We start from the raw sequence: 14,431 nt of genomic DNA, 5'->3' as shown, positions 1-14,431 counted from the left end.
TCGCTCGGGCTGTAAGCGGGTGTCGGACTGGGAGAAACATCATGTCAAACGAGAAGAAAAAGCCGAACATCATCTTTGTCATCACCGACCAGCAGCGGTTCGACACAATTGCTGCCGGCGGCTTTCCCTATATGAAGACGCCCAATCTCGACCGGATGGTCAGGGAAGGCACCTACTTCCGCCAGACCTACGTCACCTCGCCCTCCTGCGCGCCGTCGCGCGCAAGCCTGTTTACAGGTGTGTATCCGCATACCAACGGCGTGTTCCGCAATGACGAGCCGTGGGCGTTCAGCTGGGTGCAACTGATGGCCGAGGCGGGATACCGCTGCGTCAACGTCGGCAAGATGCACACGTCTCCCTTCGAGGATTCGTTCGGGTTTCACGAGCGGCACGTAGTGGAAAACAAAGACCGTGCCACGCCGCGGCTCCCGTTTTTCCTCGACCAGTGGGACAAGGCGATCTGGACGCGCGGCTTTGAAAAGCCGAGCCGTGTCACCTATCGTCGGCGGGAGGATTACCGCTCGTCGCTCGGCGCCTTCGTCTGGAACCTGCCCGAGGACCTGCATTCCGACAACTTCGTCTCGGCGCTCGCCCAGATGTGGCTCGATACCTACACCGGCAATGAACCTTTCTTTCTGCAGATCGGTATCCCCGGGCCGCACCCGCCCTATGATCCGACCCAGGAATTTCTCGACATCTATGCGGATGCCGAGCTGCCGGAACCTATTCTCAGCAAGGATGACATCGCGGCCCAGCCGGCGGCGCTGAAAGTGCTGCGCGATCAGCATCTGGCGGTCGACCACGATGCCGTCGTGCATCTAGCCGAGCCGACAAGGGAACAGACGCGCCGCCAGCGGCAGCACTATTTCGCCAATGTTTCTATGATCGACGCGCAGATGGGCAAACTGTTTGAGGCCGTCGAGCGGCGCGGCGTACTGGACGACACGATCATCATCTTCACGTCGGACCACGGCGACAGCCTAAACGATCACGGACACAGCCAGAAATGGTCGATGTACGAGCACAGTGTTCGTGTGCCGGCAATTGTCTGGGCGCCGGGGCGGGTGGCCGAGGGCAGGGTGGTGGACGATCTCGTCTCGCTCTTTGACTTTGCTCCGACTGTTCTGGACATGGCTGGCGTGCCGGTGCCGGACTGGATGGAGGCACAGTCGCTGATGCCTTATCTGCGCGGTGAGGAGTGCGAGCCCCGACGATACGTCTTTTCCGAACATGCCGGCGACCGCATATTCAGCGGCACGACGTTCATGACGATGATCCGCAGCCGGCGCCACAAACTCGTGCATTTCGTCGACAGCCACGAAGGCCAGTTGTTCGACATGGACCACGATCCGACGGAGGTGAACAATTTATGGTCCGACCCGGCGCACCAGGCCGTGAAGCAGGAACTGATCAGCGCGATCCTCACCTGGCGCATCGAAAGTTCGCTGAAGACGCAAGGCTGGACGCTTGCAAGTGTGCGACTTGGCGCCAATTCCAGCCGCACGCCGGAAAGCAGATCGCGGCAGGACGGCGCCTAGCCGTCTTCCTCAGTTGCGTCCCGTTGCGTGCTCTGGCGGGCAACGAGTTTCCAGTCAACGATGGTCGTCTGCGGTTCGCCGCCGTTGATGCGGGTGACGATGGCATCGGCGGTCAGGCGACCGATCCGCTCGCGATCAGGACGGATGGTGGTCAGCGGCGGGGTGATGCAGGCGGCGGCTTCGTTGTCGCCGAAGGCGATCACGCCGATGTCCTCGGGCACGCGTTTGCCAAGCTTTCTCAGGCTGCGCATCACGCCGAAAGCAACGACGTCGCTGTTGCAGACGATGGCATCGATGCCGGGATGGGTCTGGAGCAGGTCAAGCGCCAGCTTTTCGCCGAGATCGGGGCTGCCACCTATCGGTTCTGTGCAGGTGACGACCGGTGCAATCCCGGCTTTGACCGCTTCGGTTTCGAGGCCGAAAAGACGTTTTCGCGCGCGCCGGTCGTTTTCACGCAGGCTGCCGACGAAGGCGAGTTTTCGGTAGCCGCGATCGATCAGATGGAGGGCCTGGGCTGCCCCCACCGCCTGGTGGTCGAAACCGATCGCCGTGTCGATTACCGGGCCGCTGGTATCCCACATCTCTATGATCGGAATGCCGGAGGACTTCAGGAGCTCGACCACTTTTGGCGGATGGTCGATGCCGATAATTGCCACCGCCGCCGGCCGCCAGCTCAGGATCGAGCGGACCAGCTTCAGCTCCTGGTCGGGATTGTAGCGGGTATTGGCAAGCATGACCTGCAGGTCGTGTTCGAGCAGGGATGACTGCAGGGTATCGATGACGCTGGCAAATTCCGAATAATACAGCGAGGTCACCACGACGCCGACGATATCGGTGCGCGTGCCGGACAGGCCACCGGCCAGCCGGTTGGGTACGTAGTTCAGCTCTTCCATCGCCACGTTGATGCGTTTGCGCAGTTCGACCCTTACCGTATTGGGTGCCCGAAGTGCGCGCGATACGGTGTTGACGGAAACGCCCACCCGTTCGGCGATCGAGGCGAGCGTTGGGGCAGGGCGGTCCTTCCTCTCACTCGTACTCCGGTCGTCGTCCCCGTCCCTGGCTTTCGCACTGATCGTCATAGGTCCAAAACCTGCCAACTAACGTCGTTCAAGCAGCGATAGTGATCGTTGCGTTATCGATAACGTTGTGTCATCCATTGCTTCGAGAGGCAAGCGAAAGAGGGGGATTGTTCCTTCGCATGCTGTAATGTCCGCCGCGCCGTTTGGCTGCAGCGGGGAGGAGCGATTTGATGGCTGACAAGCCGAACATCATTTTGATCATGACCGACCAGCAGCGCTACGATTCCATTTCGGCGCTCGGTTACCCTTACGCACACACGCCGAATATCGATGCGATGATCGAGAAAGGTGTGGCGCTGACCGACTGCCACATCACAGCGCCGAGTTGCGTGCCGTCACGAGCAAGCCTGTTTACCGGCTATTACCCGCATACGACCGGCGTTCTTGCCAACGGTCAGAAATGGCAGCGGACCTGGGTCGAAAGCCTGCGCGACGCAGGCTATCGCTGCGTCAATGTCGGCAAGATGCACACCATCCCCTATAATTCGGACAGCGGTTTCCACGAGCGTTACGTCGTGGAAAACAAGGACCGCTACATGGAGGGACGCTGGTACTTTGACGAGTGGGACAAGGCGCTCGCCGCTCAAGGTCTCGTCAAGCAGCAGCGCGAATTCTACCGCGAGCGTGCGGACTATCGGGAGCGGCTTGGATGTTTTGACTGGGAGCTTCCAGAAAACATGCATTCCGACGCCTTCGTCGGCGACATGGCGAAGTGGTGGGTCGAGACCTACCCGCCAACAGAGCCGCTGTTCCTGCAGGTCGGCTTTCCCGGCCCCCATCCGCCATTCGATCCGCCGGCGCGCTATAGCGACCGTTATCTGAAGCGCAACGATCTGCCCTTGCCGAAGCCGACGAAAGAGGAACTCGACAGCCTGCATCAGGAGCTGAAGGACAAGCGTCAGCACGATGTCGAGGTTGACCACGATTCCGTCGTCTGGAGCCTGGATCCGAGCGAAGACCAGATGCAGCGACTGTGGGCTCACTATCTCGGCAATGTGACGCTGATCGACGAGAAGGTCGGCGAGCTGCTTGCCTCATTGAAGGAGCGTGGATATCTGGAAGATGCAATCGTCATCTTCACCTCCGATCATGGTGAGTGCCTTGGAGAGCACGGCCTGATCCAGAAATGGTCGATGTACGATATCGTGACCCGTGTTCCGACAGTCATCTGGTCGACTGCCGGCCGGTTCGAGGGCGGCCGAACCGTCGACGGGCTCTGCCAGCTTTTCGACCTGGGGCCGACCATTCTCGACTATGCCGGCATCACGCCGCCGAACACGTTCGAGGCGAAAACCCTACGGCCTGCACTGGAAGGCAAGGACTGGACGCCCCGCACGCACGTCTTCTGCGAGCAGATCGGCGACGTGGCGATGGCCGGCGGCACCGAGTTCATGACCGGTGTGCGCAGCGACAGATGGAAACTGGTGCATTTCAAGGGCTCGACCGACGGACAGTTGTTCGACCTCGAGAATGATCCGAAGGAGGTAAGAAATCTCTGGAGCGATCCGGACCATCAGGATCACAAGCGAGAGCTTCTGGACGTGATGCGCGACTGGCTGATCGAATCGAACTTCGAGACACGGGATGTTATGGCAGCGGCACGCTGACCGGATGACGGACTGGCCGAATGCTCGGGAGGAGTGATCTTGGCAGTTATGGAAAGTGAAAACACATCGGATAAAGCAAGGGGGATACCTTTGCCGACGGGTCCCCTCGCCATGCTGGGGATCAACATCGTTGCCGTCGTTTTCGGTATCTCTATGTGGGCCCTGGTGACATCCTATGGCGTTGTCGGGCTACCGACACCGCTGGCGGTCGCCAGACAAGCTGTGATCCAAGCGGAAAGCGGCCTTCTATGGTCCGACGCGCTGGGAAGCCTCGGCCGCGTCTTTACCGGCTTTGCGCTCGGCATTCTCGTTGCAATTCCGGTCGGCTTCCTGATGGGCTGGTACAAAGTCGCCCGCGCCATCATCGAGCCCTACGTCCAGTTCTTCCGCACCATTCCGCCACTTGCCGTCATTCCGCTGGCAATCGTGACGATGGGCATCGACGAGACGCCGAAGATCTTCGTCATCTTCCTCGCATCCTTCCTGTCTTCCGTCGTCGCCACCTATCAGGGCGTCATCAGTGTGGACAGGACCATGATCAACGCGGCGCGGGTGCTGGGCGCCAACGATTTCACCATCTTCCGACGCGTCATCGTGCCGGCCTCGCTGCCTTATATCATGGTGGGCGTCCGTATCGGTCTTGGATCGTCGTGGTCGACCGTGGTGGCTGCCGAGCTGATCGCAGCCCAGTCGGGCCTCGGTTTCCGGATGCAGCAGGCACAACTCTATTACGATCTTGCGACCATCTTCGTCAGCCTGATCTCGATCGGCATTCTTGGACTGATCATGGATCGCATCGTCATGGCGATCGACAGTGTGCTGACTGCCTGGCAGGAGAAACTATGACCCCGAAAATATCGTTCAAAAACGTCCGAAAGACGTTTGATATTGCCGGCCGGACAGCGTTTACGGCGCTCGAACGGCTGAACCTCGATATCGAGGACGGCGAGTTCATCACCGTCGTTGGACCCTCCGGGTGTGGCAAGTCGACGGCCATGAATATTGCAGCCGGACTGACTGCGCCGTCCTCAGGACAAGTCCTGGTCGATGACACGCCAGTCCGAGGGCCGGGACCTGAACGCGGTGTGATCTTCCAGCAATATGCGCTCTTCCCGTGGCTGACAGTGCAGCAGAACGTCGAGTTCGGGCTGAAGATTGCCGGTCATAAAAGGGATGAGCGGCGGCGGATCGCCGATCATTTCATCGCCCTTGTCGGGCTGACCGACTTTGCGAATTCACTGCCGAAGACACTGTCTGGCGGCATGAAGCAACGCTGCGCGATTGCCCGTGCCTATGCGGTCAATCCGAAGATCTTGCTCATGGACGAGCCGTTCGGAGCGCTCGATGCTTTGACCCGCGTGCAGCTCCAGGATCAGTTGCTGACGATGTGGAGCAAGGAACGGCGCACGGTAATGTTCATTACCCATGATGTCGACGAGGCCGTCTATCTCGCAAGCCGTGTCGTTGTCATGGCAGCCCGGCCGGGCCGGCTTTATAAGATTGTCAATGTCGATCTGCCCTATCCTCGCACCGAGGATATGCGGCTTTCGTCAGAATTTTCAGAATTGCGCAACGAGGTCTGGCGGGCGGTGTATCACCCTGCCGCAGCCGCCTGATCCTTGCCTATGAAGCGTTGCAGCCCGTCAAAGGAGGAATGACCATGCTGACGAGACGACATCTTATGGTAACCGGCGCCGCACTTGCCGGCGCCAGCGCGTTTTCCATCGGCGCCGGGGCTCGCGCCCAGTCCGCCGAGATGACGATCGGCTATATCGCCGATTTCCCGAATGCCAGTGTGCTGGCAATCGCCAAGGACCAGAAGCTGTGGGAGGCAGAAGGTCTCAAGCCAACGGTGAAGGTCTTTACCAATGGTCCGATCCAGATCCAGGCGATGGGTGCGGGCAGTCTGAATTTCGGGACGATCGGCCCCGGCGCCCTCTGGTTGCCAGCGAGCGGCCGCGCAAAGGTGGTTGGCGTCAACGATATCGGCTTTTCTGACCGCGTTATCGCCCAGGCCGGTATCGCCTCGATGGCCGATCTCAAGGGCAAGAAGGTCGGCGTTCCTCAAGGAACGTCTGGCGATATGATCTTGCGCATGGCGCTGACAAAAGCTGGCATGACGATCGCCGACATCCAGATGGTGCCGATGGACCCGTCGACCGTTGTCGCGGCCTTCACGTCGAAACAAATCGATGGCGCAGGCATCTGGTACCCGCTGATCGACACGATCAAGCCGCGCGTGCCCGACATGAAGGAACTGGCCTCGAACCAGGATTTCTATCCGCAGACGTCGTTCATCAACACGTTTGTGGCACGCAACGAAATCGTCGAACAGAACCCGGACTTGGTGAAGAAATTCCTGCGGGTGATGAAGAAGGCGATGGATTACCGCGTCGCCAATCTCGATCACTCGATTGAGATCACCACGGCGTTTCTCAACGCACCTAAGGAAGCAACCGACAAGGTTGCCCGCAGCCGCAAGATGCTGACATCCAAGGAACTTGAAGGCTTTACCAAGGACGGCACGGTCAACAGATGGCTGGCTGATTTCAACAGGATGTTCCAGGATTTTGGCACGGTCAAGGACCCGCTGGCGCCGGAGAAGTTTTACACCGGCGAGCTCTTCACCAGCGCTTGATCGTGCAGACAGAAGTCGACGTCAAGATTGCACAGCAGTCAAAAGTCGCTCCGACTGTCCTAGCAGCACGCAGATCTGGGAGGAAGCTGAAGTTACAGTAGATACTAGTTTGTTGATCTAGATGAGCAGTCCAATCGACCGGTCATGGGGCAGAGCCGTTCAACGCGTCGGAACGGTTCGAATATCATAACGCGGCTCCCAAAGCTTCGAACCTCATCAAGGCGAAGACGACTGACGCCCAGGCAGACGCGGAGATCGTTTCCGCATCTGCCTGGGCGATGTGGATCAGCTATTCAACTTACTGGTTATGCAGCTTCCCAAACCTGATTGAGAATTTTCGCCGCAAGTGCCGCCTTGTCTTGGGGTAGGAAGCGACCGTAGTGCTGCTGAACGACATCCGGTGTGTCCTGTATGGCATAACTGGCCTGCTCGTAGGATCCGGTCTGTTTGAGGATATGCGTTGCTAGAATATCTCTAAGGTTATGCGGTCCGTGCGGCAGCAGCCCCTTTATGGCGCCGCGGTCGGTGTAGGGGTTGTAAATCCCATAACGTTGGATCACGGTTCGCCAAGCCTCGTAGAATTTCGTCGAGTCGTACGCCGCGTCGATGCTTGTCGTCTTCACCGTTTTCACGAACAGGGTGCCAGGATCCTTGGCGCTGCCCAGCAGTACGCCGCGGTGCCTGTCGATATACGCCTCGAGGTATTTGTAGAGGTCGAGCAGATCCGGCAGGATCAGCCGAAACGGCTTTTGTCCGAAGAAGGATGAGCCTGAGTTCTTGAAGGCGACCGATGGAATGAGTACCTCCCATCCGTTCTCTCGATCGCTCCAGCGTAGCTCACCGCATTTCATGTCTTCCAGTCGTCGCTCTGACGTCGGAAAATGCCCGCGTGGGCACAAGCGAAGCTGTCGAAGGTTCTTTTGCCGAAGTCCCAGATGCAGGCCAAGGCGGAGTAACAGAAAGGATCGTACAGCCTCTGCGGCCGGCCGGGGATAGCGGTTTTCGTCCGGCATTCGCTTCAGGATCTCGTCTGTGATCTTGCGATATTCTGCCAGCGGGCTGTCCGCCTCAAGGATCACCATGATCGGCTCGAACGGGTCGCGATGCACACGCATGACCCGCTGGATCTCCTTCGAGCGATTGGCGGCATGCCGGTGGAATGCATCGCATGCGCCGTGCCAGTCGCGCGCCGCAAATTCTATCTCCTCGGGCGCGATCAGCCCTTCGATTGGCTGAACCTTCGTCAACAATTCTGGATGCTGGCGTATCCAGCCGACTTCGGCACGGGTCAGCGCCATTGCCACCATCAACATGTCTTCCTCCCACTTGGTATAGAAGCCACGCCGCTGCTCGCGCCATTGCAGGTACCAATCCCAGACGCCTGGGAAGATCAGCAGTCCAAAGGTCAGTTGGCTGAGAGGCACGCCACGCCCTTTGACGACGCCGGCAGGCGAGGCGGCGAGCGCACCGAACATGAGGCCGAGATGCTCGACCTTCTGAGACGCGGTTTCCTCTCCCCAAACTCCATTTCGTTGGAAGCCGATAGCTGTCAGCGTCGATGTCTTGAAGCGGATCAGATCGGCCATCTCCATAGCCAGCCGTGGTGGCGCATCGACGACGCCTGACAGGAGATCTGGATCTTCAAAGGTTTCCGAATTGTGGCCCGTGCTGTTTGGATTGATTTGCGACCGTGGGGACAGAGCTCCTCCGCCATAGGTCACGCCTGGGAACCGAATTGCATAACGCTGCTTACTCGCCGCCGCCTGATAGCGGCGATAGTCTGTTGAGCCCGAGATGATGACCCTGCGCACCCACTCGATGATCTCCTCCCGCTTGGAGAACGTCAGGCTGCTGAAATCGTCCGGAAGATGCCATGCAAGCCGTCGACGTTCCGCAGCGCTGATGTCACCCATATCATGGCCATACAGGGAGCGGGATTGGTGCGGCAACTTCGCTTTGAAATAGCCTTGCGCCAGCCGATAACGCCGTTCGATGCGGGACAGAATCTCGAAGCTTGTCAGAGATCGCGGCACGCGCTTGCCCTGTATCCAGGACAGTAGCGTCTTTTCATCGAAGGTCTCGCCCAATCGAACCACGGCGCGATAGAGCTGCCAATAACTCTCCCCGAACCGGCGCATCTGATAAATGAGCGCATCGTGAAAGCTGGCCGGATCATTGGTCGCCTCGAACAATGGCTCAGGGAAGGGACTGATCGGCTTCGGTTCTGGCCCTCTGGGCAACGACGAAGATTGAACAGGGGGCGTATCGGAGAGGATCTTTCGTGGTTTGGAGAACGTCGCAGTTTCCAGCTTGCGGCGAACAGCATTGTTCGATTTCGCACGTTGTCTTGTGGACCGTATGTCCTCAGCGGCAGGTGGCGCTCCGAGCCAGCGGATAATAGCGTCCAGGCCCGGACGGAGCGCCTTCTTCAACTCAGCCGTCAATTCGCCTTCAATCCCGCATGCCTGGCCAATGATCGTCCAGTCAATGCGGCCGTTCGCGATCGGGGGAGGCTGGCGGTGGACGACGAGACTTATGAGGTAGGGCCGAATGGATTCCAGCATCCGCTTTGAGGCGATTGGCGCAAGGCGCACTTCGCAGAAATCAGAGATTTTTCGTTGAAAGCGATGAGTTGAAAGATTGTTTTTTGCCATGCTCTTATTCCATTTTCTCGACACCAGTGCCGAGGGCGGGCCGGAATAGGAGCGGATAATTAACAAATGGTTTTGCCACAGCTGCAAGCATTTGGGGCCAGGTGCTCAAGAGCAGTGAGTGAAACAAGAACTGGCGACGGCAGCCCTACTAGCTATGGCGTTTGTCATTCATATGAACTATGATCTTGGCCAAAGTGGAGATTGGTTATGGCGGCAAATGCACTGGTACAAACTCGTATTGACGCCGAGGTCCGGGATCGTGCCTCAGCGGTGCTTGGAAATATGGGACTGACCGTCTCGGACGCGGTCCGTATATTACTCACCCGGACGGCCAACGAGGGTGCGCTGCCGCTGGAACTTCTTTCTGGCAGTGAGGCGCATGACGCTTGGTTTCGCACCAAGGTACTTGAAGCGCTAAACGATACTCGACCGGACGTTTCGGACGATGAAGTCGAGTTGCATTTCGCTAAACGCCGAGCGGCAGCCCGTCTCAACGCGGGTGAGCGCAAAGCGTGAAGCTTACCTGGTCTGCGTTCGCGCTATCCGATCGCGACGCCATCTTTACGTATATCGAATTAGAGAGTCCGTCAGCGGCCATTCTGGTCGATGAGCGGATCGTTGCCGACGTCCGCCGGTTGAGGGATTTCCCCGCGAGCGGTCGTGTTGGTAGAATTGCCGGCACCCGCGAACTGGTCATTAGCGGCACGCCGTACGTCGCGGCATATGCAATTTCCGAAACAGCGGTCCGTATTCTTCGCGTCCTCCATGGTGCGCAGGAATGGCCAGACACTTTGCCAACGAGCTAAACTTTGTTCTCGGTGCTGAGAAACAACGGGTCTTTGGTTCGAACTGGGTCGAGGCGAAGAGCACATCCTGCGAAATTGACCGATGCAATATCGTCTTACCTGAACAGCGGCTGCGCGCGATGAGCAAGGAAGTTATGACAAGCTTTCCCATCATCCGGAAGCTGCGTTGAATTCCGTTCTTGAAGTTCGCCGTGGGGATCACGCAGATCGCGCAATCGACTCCGAGTTTCCAACGGGGGCCAGTCCAAAATGTGAGCGTAGCGTGTGGCCTTCGTACTCCTTCCGGAACAGCCCCCGCTTCTGCAGTATTGGAACGACTTCCTCGGCAAAGAGCGAGAGCTGGCTGTTGATAATCGGCGGCATCACGTTGAAGCCGTCGGCAGCGCCGGTGCGGAACCAGTCTTCAATGATGTCGGCGACTTGTTCGGGCGTGCCGGTCGCTACGAAATGGCCACGGGCGCCCGCAAGCTTGCGCAGCAATTGCCTGAGCGTCAGATTTTCCTTCAATGTCATGTCGATATAGCCAATGACCCGGCTCTTCGAAGCTTCGACGGAATCCGGATCTGGAAAGTCGTGTTTGGTCAAAGTGCGGTCCAGCGGGACGCCGCTGAAATCGTGACCGCCGAACCGGGCCGCGAGCCGCGTCAGTCCCACATCCGTGCTGGTCAGCGCGTCGAGCTCCTCCCAGACCTGTTCCGCTTCCTTTGTCGTCGACCCGATCGCCGCGCTGATGCCTGGCAGAATGACGACATCCTCCGGGCTGCGTCCATAACCCACAGCGCGGTTTTTCACATCCGTGTAGAAGGCCTTGGCAGATTCCTTCGTCATGTGGGCGGTAAATATCGCTTCCGCCCATCTTGCCGCAAATCCGCGACCGGCGTCGGATTGACCTGCTTGAATGTAGACCGGGCGGGACTGCGGACTTGCCGGCACATTGAGCGGACCCTTGGTGCGGTAGTGGTCACCTGCATAGTTAACAGGCTTGATCCGATCGACGTCGAGATACAGTCCTCGTTCCCTGTCATCGAGAACAGCTTCTGCCGGAAAGCTCTTCCACAAGGCATCGACCGCTTCGACGAATTCTTCCGCCAGCTTGTATCGATCCGCGTGGTCGAGATTTTGCTGCAGGCCATAGTTCGCACCGGCCTCAGGTGCCCAGGATGTGACGATATTCCATCCGGCGCGACCATTAGAGAGGTGGTCGAGCGTGGCGAACTGGCGTGCCAAAGTGTAGGGCAGGCTGTAGGTCGTCGAGGCCGTTCCGATGAGACCGATCTTCCTTGTATTAGCCGCGAGCAACGACAGCAGCACGATCGGCTCCAACGACCCCGACGACGCCAGGCCGCTGCTGTTTCCGGCCGCCAATGTATCGGCAAGGAAGACAGCATCGAACTTTGCGCTCTCCGCGATCGCGGCAGCTTCAACGTAGAGCTGAAGGTCAGTCAGAGCCTTGCGGTTGGCATGCGAATGACGCCACGCCCCTTCATGGTGGCCGCGGGACATAAGGAAGAGATTGAGATGCAACTTGTGCGACATGGGGTGCCTTTCAAATATTGTCGGCTTCGACGCCGAGGCTCTTGAGCAGTTTTGACCGAAGCGAAAACAGTTCGGCCTGATGCTCGTGGCGCGGGTGGGGAAGCGAGATCGAGTGATCTTCGATGATGCTGCCATCCTTGAGGACAAGGACGCGGTCTGACAAAAGCAGGGCTTCGTCGACGTCGTGGGTCACCAGGATAATGGTCGGTCGCTGACGTTCGACAAGGCGCATCAGCAGCGCCTGCATCTTCAGCCGCGTGAGCGCGTCAAGCGCACCGAACGGTTCGTCCGCCAGCAGAAGGTCTGGCTCGCGCAGGAGGGAACGCGCCAGTGACGCCCTCTGCTTTTGTCCGCCAGAGAGTGTCGACGGCCAGACATCCGTCTTGTCACCTATCCCGACATCCCTCAACATATCACGTGCGGCGGCCTGACCATCGGCGCGGCGCAGCCCGAGCGTGACGTTGTCGATCACCGTCTTCCACGGCAGAAGCCGTGAGTCCTGGAAAAGCACGGAGACACTTTCCGGCGTACTGTAATGTCCCTTGGTTTCCGCATCGTCGTCGAGCCCGGCAAGCGCCCGCAGCAGGGTTGTCTTGCCGGAACCGGACTCTCCAAGAAGAGCCACGAACTGCCCCGCCGGAATATCGAGCGAGATGCGGTCGAGCACAGTCTTCCCCTTGAAACTGCGGGAAAGGTCTCGAAGGACCACGGCATACGTCACATGCGCGTTCATGAGCCCAGAGCCCGTCGATAGGAAAGCGCGCGGGCCTCGATGAATCTGACGACAGCGTCGGAAAGCAGTCCGAGCAGCGCGTAGATCATAATGCCGACGACGATGATGTCGGTCTGGCCCCAGTCGCGTGCCCGGTTCATGAGATAGCCGATCCCTGTTTGCGTATTGACGAGTTCCAGCACGACGAGTGCCGTCCAGCACAGCGCGACGGCAAGCCGCAGTGACACGAAAAAGCCGGGTAGCGCCCCGGGCAGTGCGACATGACGGATGAACTCGGCGCGGGTCAGGCCGAGCGTGCGTGCAAGCTCCACATGCCCTATGTCGATTCCGCGCAACGCCGCATGGGTGTTGATGTAGACGGGGATGAGGACCGCTGTGAAGATCAGGAAGACCTTCATAGCCTCGCCGATCCCGAGCCAAATGATGACTAGCGGGATGAGCGCAAGTGTCGGCACCGCACGCTTGATCTGCACAAGACCATCAATCAGGGCTTCGCCAGTTCGCGTCAGTCCCGACAGGAGAGCGAGGACAACACCAACCACAACGCCAAGGAGGAGCCCGGAATAGGCGCGTGCTGCCGAGGCGGCGAGGTGAGGCAGAAGGCTGCCGTCCACGACCATGTCATAGCCTGTCTTTACCGCCGTGGAAGGGGCGGCGAGCGTGCTGGGCGAGAGGACGCCGATGCGAGCCGCCGTCTCCCAAACGATCAGAAGGATGATGGGGCCGAGAAGCCTCAATCCGGGTGGAAGCTTTGCGGGCGTCAGTTGTGTCGGCCTGCGGTCGAGGGCACGACCTTTTATCCGCTCCGCGCGCGCGTTGACTACCCTGCCTGAAGATATGTCCGTCATACTACCTCCGATCAGCGTGATTGCTCTACGACCTTGTCGAACGTATCGACGAACGATCCCTTGGCATCCAGACGCTCTTTGATGGAGCCTGCCTGGTACAGGATGTCGATCAGCTTCTGGTGATGGGGGATCGCCTCAACCGATGTCTGGAAGAGAAGGGGCGACTGTCCTGCAAGGATGGCGGCGCTGTCTTCCGGAGATACACGCTGGAAGGCGGTATAGTAGAATTTCGCCCATTCTTGCTGGTGCTCGTTGCTCCAGTTGCCGGCTTTAACGAAGGCGGCCAGAAATTGCTTGATCGATTCCGTCTTCTTCGGGTCGGCAAGAACATCTGGACGTGCATAGAAGTAGGATGTGCTCGGCAGAAGCTTGCGCTCTTCTGGATCAAGTACCGGGCTCGCGCCGGACTGGTTCGTCAGCCGTGTGACGAAGGGCTCCTGGAGGACCGCGACATCGACGGCGCCGGACCGCAGAGCATCGGGCAAGTCCGCGACGCGAAGGTTAACGAGGGTAACATCCTTCAGCGTCAGCCCGGCCCGGTTGAGCGCCTCGATCAGAAAGACCTGGCGGCCGGAACCCTCCACATAGCTCAGCTTTTTGCCCTTAAGTTCGGACAACGCGTTGATATTTAGGCCGGGACGACTGGTCAGCCAATACTGGGCGATCTCGCGTGTGAACGTGGCGACGATTGGCAGCAAGGTGCCGGAGGAACGCGCCTGGATCGGCGGGGTGTCGCCGACATAGGCTATGTCCACCGCGCCTGCCCGGATTGCCTCGAGGATGGCTGGGCCACCGGCAAAGTTTGGGAACTCGATGTCGAATGCCAGGTTCTTTCGCTCTCCGCTGGCGTCCAGCAGATTGCGCACGAGTTCGGCCTGGTCGGCTACGATCAGCTTGGTTGCCGGATCGGCTGCGCTCGCCGCAGACGCGACCAAGGAAAGACCCGCGAATACGCAGGACGCGGACGCTTGCAGAAATGTTCTACGATACAA

Annotated in this window: 13 protein-coding genes; 7 read left to right on the top strand and 6 right to left on the bottom strand. The window is 59.0% G+C overall.

Going from position 1 to position 14,431, the window contains the following annotated elements; translation table 11 throughout:
- Nucleotides 1-41 precede the first annotated feature (41 nt).
- Nucleotides 42-1,538, top strand: coding sequence for a sulfatase family protein (locus BLW69_RS22180; protein WP_092665461.1), 1,497 nt, complete (start codon nt 42-44; stop codon nt 1,536-1,538).
- On the opposite strand, the gene BLW69_RS22175 is transcribed toward BLW69_RS22180, so the two are convergent.
- On the bottom strand, nt 1,535-2,617 hold the full coding sequence (locus BLW69_RS22175; RefSeq protein WP_092665459.1) for a LacI family DNA-binding transcriptional regulator: 1,083 nt from the start codon (nt 2,615-2,617) through the stop codon (nt 1,535-1,537). The two genes, BLW69_RS22180 and BLW69_RS22175, sit on opposite strands and share 4 nt — an antisense overlap.
- Before the next feature lie 170 nt (nt 2,618-2,787).
- Between BLW69_RS22175 and BLW69_RS22170 the strand changes: the two genes are divergently transcribed.
- The 4 genes from BLW69_RS22170 to BLW69_RS22155 all read left to right on the top strand — a co-directional run bounded on the left by BLW69_RS22170 (nt 2,788) and on the right by BLW69_RS22155 (nt 6,862).
- Nucleotides 2,788-4,224: a sulfatase family protein gene (locus BLW69_RS22170; RefSeq protein ID WP_092665457.1), complete on the top strand. Its 1,437-nt coding sequence runs from the start codon at nt 2,788-2,790 to the stop codon at nt 4,222-4,224.
- Nucleotides 4,225-4,335: 111 nt separating this feature from the next.
- Nucleotides 4,336-5,070 carry an ABC transporter permease gene (locus BLW69_RS22165; RefSeq protein WP_175487310.1) on the top strand — a complete coding sequence of 245 codons (735 nt, stop codon included), beginning with the start codon at nt 4,336-4,338 and terminating at the stop codon, nt 5,068-5,070.
- On the top strand, nt 5,067-5,840 hold the full coding sequence (locus BLW69_RS22160) for an ABC transporter ATP-binding protein (RefSeq protein ID WP_092665453.1): 774 nt from the start codon (nt 5,067-5,069) through the stop codon (nt 5,838-5,840). The genes BLW69_RS22165 and BLW69_RS22160 overlap by 4 nt, the downstream gene beginning before the upstream one ends.
- A 44-nt stretch (nt 5,841-5,884) precedes the next feature.
- Nucleotides 5,885-6,862, top strand: a complete 978-nt coding sequence (locus BLW69_RS22155; RefSeq protein WP_092665451.1) for an aliphatic sulfonate ABC transporter substrate-binding protein — start codon at nt 5,885-5,887, stop codon at nt 6,860-6,862.
- 305 nt (nt 6,863-7,167) lie between these two features.
- On the opposite strand, the gene BLW69_RS22150 is transcribed toward BLW69_RS22155, so the two are convergent.
- Nucleotides 7,168-9,516: a hypothetical protein gene (locus BLW69_RS22150; protein WP_092665449.1), complete on the bottom strand. Its 2,349-nt coding sequence runs from the start codon at nt 9,514-9,516 to the stop codon at nt 7,168-7,170.
- Between the two features lie 207 nt (nt 9,517-9,723).
- Here BLW69_RS22150 and BLW69_RS22145 point away from each other — a divergent pair, with 207 nt between their 5' ends.
- Both BLW69_RS22145 and BLW69_RS22140 read left to right on the top strand, forming a co-directional pair.
- On the top strand, nt 9,724-10,032 hold the full coding sequence (locus BLW69_RS22145) for a type II toxin-antitoxin system RelB/DinJ family antitoxin (RefSeq protein ID WP_092665447.1): 309 nt from the start codon (nt 9,724-9,726) through the stop codon (nt 10,030-10,032).
- A complete protein-coding gene (locus BLW69_RS22140; RefSeq protein ID WP_092665445.1) occupies nt 10,029-10,322 on the top strand; it encodes a type II toxin-antitoxin system RelE/ParE family toxin in 294 nt (97 codons plus the stop codon). Before BLW69_RS22145 ends, BLW69_RS22140 begins: the two co-directional genes overlap by 4 nt.
- Nucleotides 10,323-10,520: 198 nt before the next feature.
- On the opposite strand, the gene BLW69_RS22135 is transcribed toward BLW69_RS22140, so the two are convergent.
- Genes BLW69_RS22135 through BLW69_RS22120 form a run of 4 tightly spaced genes read right to left on the bottom strand, consistent with a single transcriptional unit; the run spans nt 10,521 to nt 14,374 of the window.
- Nucleotides 10,521-11,858 carry an LLM class flavin-dependent oxidoreductase gene (locus BLW69_RS22135; RefSeq protein ID WP_092665443.1) on the bottom strand — a complete coding sequence of 446 codons (1,338 nt, stop codon included), beginning with the start codon at nt 11,856-11,858 and terminating at the stop codon, nt 10,521-10,523.
- 10 nt (nt 11,859-11,868) lie between these two features.
- Complete coding sequence (locus BLW69_RS22130) at nt 11,869-12,579, bottom strand: ABC transporter ATP-binding protein (RefSeq protein ID WP_244508940.1); 711 nt, start codon at nt 12,577-12,579, stop codon at nt 11,869-11,871.
- 8 nt (nt 12,580-12,587) lie between these two features.
- Nucleotides 12,588-13,439 (bottom strand): ABC transporter permease, encoded by an 852-nt coding sequence (locus BLW69_RS22125; RefSeq protein WP_092665439.1) that lies wholly within the window; start codon nt 13,437-13,439, stop codon nt 12,588-12,590.
- 11 nt (nt 13,440-13,450) lie between these two features.
- On the bottom strand, nt 13,451-14,374 hold the full coding sequence (locus BLW69_RS22120) for an ABC transporter substrate-binding protein (RefSeq protein ID WP_244508938.1): 924 nt from the start codon (nt 14,372-14,374) through the stop codon (nt 13,451-13,453).
- Nucleotides 14,375-14,431 lie beyond the last annotated feature (57 nt).

The sequence above is a fragment of the Rhizobium sp. NFR12 genome, from assembly GCF_900108545.1.
Lineage (GTDB): Bacteria > Pseudomonadota > Alphaproteobacteria > Rhizobiales > Rhizobiaceae > Neorhizobium > Neorhizobium soli.
Note: the sequence above shows the minus strand (reverse complement) of the source record. Positions and strands in the feature narration are given on the sequence as shown.